This window comes from Olsenella sp. CU969 (assembly GCF_905219715.1).
GTDB lineage: Bacteria > Actinomycetota > Coriobacteriia > Coriobacteriales > Atopobiaceae > Granulimonas > Granulimonas faecalis.
Genome location: NZ_CAJMXC010000114.1, coordinates 1 through 3,737 on the forward strand (window position 1 = coordinate 1; position 3,737 = coordinate 3,737).

4 protein-coding genes and 1 pseudogene are annotated in these 3,737 nt (G+C 71.6%); all 5 read right to left on the minus strand.

The window, feature by feature from the left end; genetic code table 11:
- Nucleotides 1–305, minus strand: a 305-nt coding sequence (locus JX283_RS08585; protein WP_239652548.1) for a hypothetical protein, incomplete at its 3' end; no start/stop codon positions are given.
- Between the two features lie 61 nt (nucleotides 306–366).
- A pseudogene (locus JX283_RS08905) lies at nucleotides 367–921 on the minus strand (glycoside hydrolase family 28 protein); the annotation flags it as partial.
- Entirely contained in the window at nucleotides 903–1,499 is a 597-nt protein-coding gene (locus JX283_RS07925; RefSeq protein WP_204830092.1) for a glycosyl hydrolase family 28-related protein, read from the minus strand. The gene JX283_RS07925 and the pseudogene JX283_RS08905, both read right to left, overlap by 19 nt.
- Nucleotides 1,500–1,792: 293 nt before the next feature.
- The gene (locus tag JX283_RS07930) at nucleotides 1,793–2,533 is read right to left on the minus strand and encodes a DeoR/GlpR family DNA-binding transcription regulator (RefSeq protein ID WP_204830093.1); all 741 of its coding nucleotides are present in this window, start codon (nucleotides 2,531–2,533) and stop codon (nucleotides 1,793–1,795) included.
- Nucleotides 2,491–3,609, minus strand: coding sequence for a Gfo/Idh/MocA family protein (locus tag JX283_RS07935; RefSeq protein ID WP_204830094.1), 1,119 nt, complete (start codon nucleotides 3,607–3,609; stop codon nucleotides 2,491–2,493). The genes JX283_RS07930 and JX283_RS07935 overlap by 43 nt, the downstream gene beginning before the upstream one ends.
- Between the last annotated feature and the right edge of the window lie 128 nt (nucleotides 3,610–3,737).

Here is a 3,737-nt window from a genome sequence, read left to right on the forward strand (position 1 = left end):
CCCGAGACCACGAGGCCTCCCCGGCAGAAGGCGCCCACGCCACCCGCCATGGCCGGCGCCCCCTCGTCGGGGCCGTCGTCGAAGGCCCCCTCCACCCGACGGAACACGAGGCGGTCCACGGGGTCCTCCGGAAGGCCCGCCACCCAGGCGGCGCACCACTTGGCGCCGCGCACGACGATGTCCTCGAAGGTGAAGGAGCCCAAGCGGGGCGTCATGGCGTCCACCGGGCGGCACGAACGGTCCTGGACCCAGGCCTCCATGCCGTCGGGGTCGCGGTTGCAGAAGGCGTTCACCACGAACGGCACCCCCCTCCATGGCGATGCGCCGGAAGACGACGGAGGTCACCGGCGAGCCCCGGCCGCGGCCCCGCCTCGTCTTCACCCGCAGGCCCCGGTCGGTCCGGCTGAAGACGCAGTCCTCCACCACCACGTCGGAGACGCCCCCGGCCGTCTCGCTGCCGATGACCACGGCCCCGTGGCCGTCGTGCATGGAGCAGTGGGTCACGCGCACGGCCGTGCAGGGAGGGCGCACCGGGCGCCCCATGGAGAGCTTGCCGCTCTTGATGGCCACGCAGTCGTCGCCCACGGAGAACTCGCACCCCGAGACCAGCACGCCGGTGCAGCTCTCGGGGTTGACCCCGTCGGTGTTGGGGGGAGTCGGCCGGACCTTCAGGGCGAGGCAGAGGAACCTCGCATCGCGGCAGAGCACCGGGTGCACGTTCCAGCTTGGGCTGTCCCTGAGGGTGCCGACCAGGGCCACCCTCTCGCACCCCTCGAGAAAGACGAGGCGGGGCCGGGCGGCCGCCCGGATGCGCTTGGGGTCGTGCCACCAGGTGTCGGCGGTGGCCTGGCCGTCCACCGTGCCGGGGCCGTAGACGCAGGCGTCACGGACCCCCGCGGCGTTCACGACGGCGGCGGACATGGCACAGGACTCCCCCTCCCAGGTGCCCCCTCCCAGGTGCCGAGCGGGTACGGGGCGCCGCCGTCGGTGCGGGCCTGGCTGGGAGGGAGGAGCGCCCTCCCCTCCCGGTCGTAGACGGCCAGCAGCTCGGCCCCCTGGGCCAGATGGAGGGAGACGCCGTCCTTGAGCCACAGGCTCGACACCCGGTAGCGCCCCGCCGGCACCTCCACGGTGCCGCCCTCGGCGCAGCGGGCCACGGCCGCCTGGATGGACCCGGTGTCGTCGCGACGGCCGTCTCCCGCGGCCCCGAAGTCGCGGATGTCGAGCCGCACGGACTCCGGCGGCGTCTCCACCACGGCCTCCCAGGGCGCGGAACCGTCCACGGGCTCCAGCCGCACCACGTTGCGCGCACCCGGCTCGAGCCCCTCCACGTAAGCGACCACACGGTCGGTGAGGCCGCGGTCCTCGCCGTTCACCAGCACGCGGCGCGGGACCGGGAGCGAGAAGGCCCCGGGGCCTGCCTCCACCACGGCGGCGCGGGCGCAGGCCCAGGAGACAACAGCTTTCCGGGGCATCCAGACGACATCGGCGGTTTCCATGGGCCGGCTTCCTCTCGGCTCGATGGGACAGAAGTGCCCGACCATTGGGACAAAAGTGTCCGGGCACTTTTGTCCCAACCTTGCCCGCCGTCGAGCCGCCGTCACGTTGGTCGGGCTCGCATGGCGTCGCCACGCCCCCTCCCCACCTGAACTCGGTTGGGGGCGGATTCCGGACCCCTGAAAACAGCTGAGGGCGACTTCCGGCGCAAAAGCGCGTCGGGAGTCGCCCTCAATCGCGTTCAGATGGGAGGGAGGAGGGCGGGAGGCGCACCGGCTGCGACCCCTGTCCCCCGTCAGACGGCGCGGACCGTCGCGACGTCGGCCCAGTCGGGCGGCACCTCGTCCGTGAGGACCGTCACCGCCTCCAGCGAGTCGAACACCACGGGCCCCACGCGACCGAGCTTCGTGTGGTCGGCCAACAGGAAAGGCCGCCCTGTCCGCGCGATCGAGAGCCTCTTCACCTGCGCCTCCAGCCGTTCGGCCGTGGTGAGCCCATACTCGCGGCTCACGCCGTTGGCGCCCCAGAACCCCAGGGTGAACCGGTAGCGCGACAGCGTCTCCACGGCCTCGGGGCCCACGAGTGCCGCCGTGGCGGGTTTGACCTCGCCGCCGAGCACCACCACCGAGAGCCCGCGGACCGCGAGGGCCGCCGCGCTGTCCAGCGAGTTGGTGACGTAGGAGGCACGGGTCTCCCCGATGTGNTCCACGAGCGCGCGGCACGTGGTACCGGCGTCTATGTANACGAGGTCGTCGGGGCCGATGAGCGACGCCGCGTACCGGGCGATTCGCGCCTTCTCGGCCGTGCGGAGGTCCGCCCGCTCGCCGATGGTGAGCTCGCGGNGCACGTGCTCGTCCTCCAGGCACACGGCGCCGCCGTGGACCTTCACCAGGCGTCCGGCGGAGTCGAGCTTGTCNAGGTCGCGCCGGANGGTCGACNCGCTGATGCCGANCGACTCAGCCAGCTCGGGAACGGTGGCCGCCCCGTTGCGGCTCACCGTCTCCACGATCCGGTCCAGGNGCTGCNGCGNGANCACGCNTGCCGCTCCTCGGNGTACACGACGCCCCAGGCGGCACGGAGGGACGTCATGAGGTCCATGACGTCAGCCGCGTAGCCGATGAGGGTGCGGGCATCCTCGTCGCCGGCCACGGCGCGCTCGAGGTCGGCCATCTCGTAGCAGAGGGCGTAGGCCTCCTCACNGGCCGCGACNTCCTCCACCGAGCCGTCCTCGGTCCACACGATCCTGGCACTGTCTGCGCGGGGGTACTCGTCCACCTGGATATAGCAGCGGTCGAAGGAGAGCACGCCGCGCTTGGGCTGCTTGGAGTGGAGCGAGAGGCTGACGACGGCAAGTTGCTGCTCGGCGTTGCGGGCGACGATGTCGCCCTTCTCGTCCACGCCGGTGGACGCGAGGTTGNCGAGGGAGACGNGCTCGTCGNNCTGGCTCCCCATNAAGAGGCGGGCGAAGGTGAGGGCGTAGACGCCGATGTCGAGCATGGCGCCGCCGGCCAGGTCGGGGTTGTAGAAGCGGTTGGTGAGGTCGCCGTACTCCTTGTAGCTNCCAAAGCTCGCCTGCACGAGGTTGAGCGGGCCGAACTCGCCGGCATCCGCGCGGCGGCGGAGCTCCCGGTAGAGGGGCATGTGGAGGATGGTGGTTGCGTCCATCAGCTGGACGCNGTTCTCGGCGGCGAGGGCACGGGCCTCCTCGAGCTCGACGGAGTTGAGGGTGATGGCCTTCTCGCAGAGCACGTGCTTGCCGGCGGAGAGGGCGTCGCGCAGGTAGGCGATGTGGGTGTTGTGCGGNGTGGTGATGTAGACGGCGTCGATGGCAGGGTCGGCGTAGAGCTCCTCGACGGTCTCGTAGACGCGGGGCACGCCGTGGCGCTCGGCGAAGGCGTGGGCCTTGGAGGCCGTGCGGTTAGCCACGCCGGCGAGGCGGCGGCCGGCGAGGGCGAGGGACTCGGNCATNTNGTNNGCGATGACNCCNCAGCCGNTGACGGCCCNGTTGAGCTGGGGCGCAGTGAAGATGTCGTCGGGGAACGGCTGGGACTGGGCGCGGGCGAAGGCGGCCTCCGCGGCCGCGGCGGCGTCGANCGGGGCATGCTCCGACATGGGACCTCCCGGNGGNAGATGCGGCTGTGNGCCGNTTCTTGCGTGACTGTGGACAGTATTGCGCATTTTTGCTCGTTCTGCGCGAGAATGCACAGAAAATGGAGGAGTTGCTGCCCCCCCGTCCCAAC

Excerpts from the sequence above, each read along its gene's own strand:
- JX283_RS07925 (WP_204830092.1), bottom strand. The coding sequence starts at position 1,499 with ATGGAAACCGCCGATGTCGTCTGGATGCCCCGGAAAGCTGTTGTCTCC.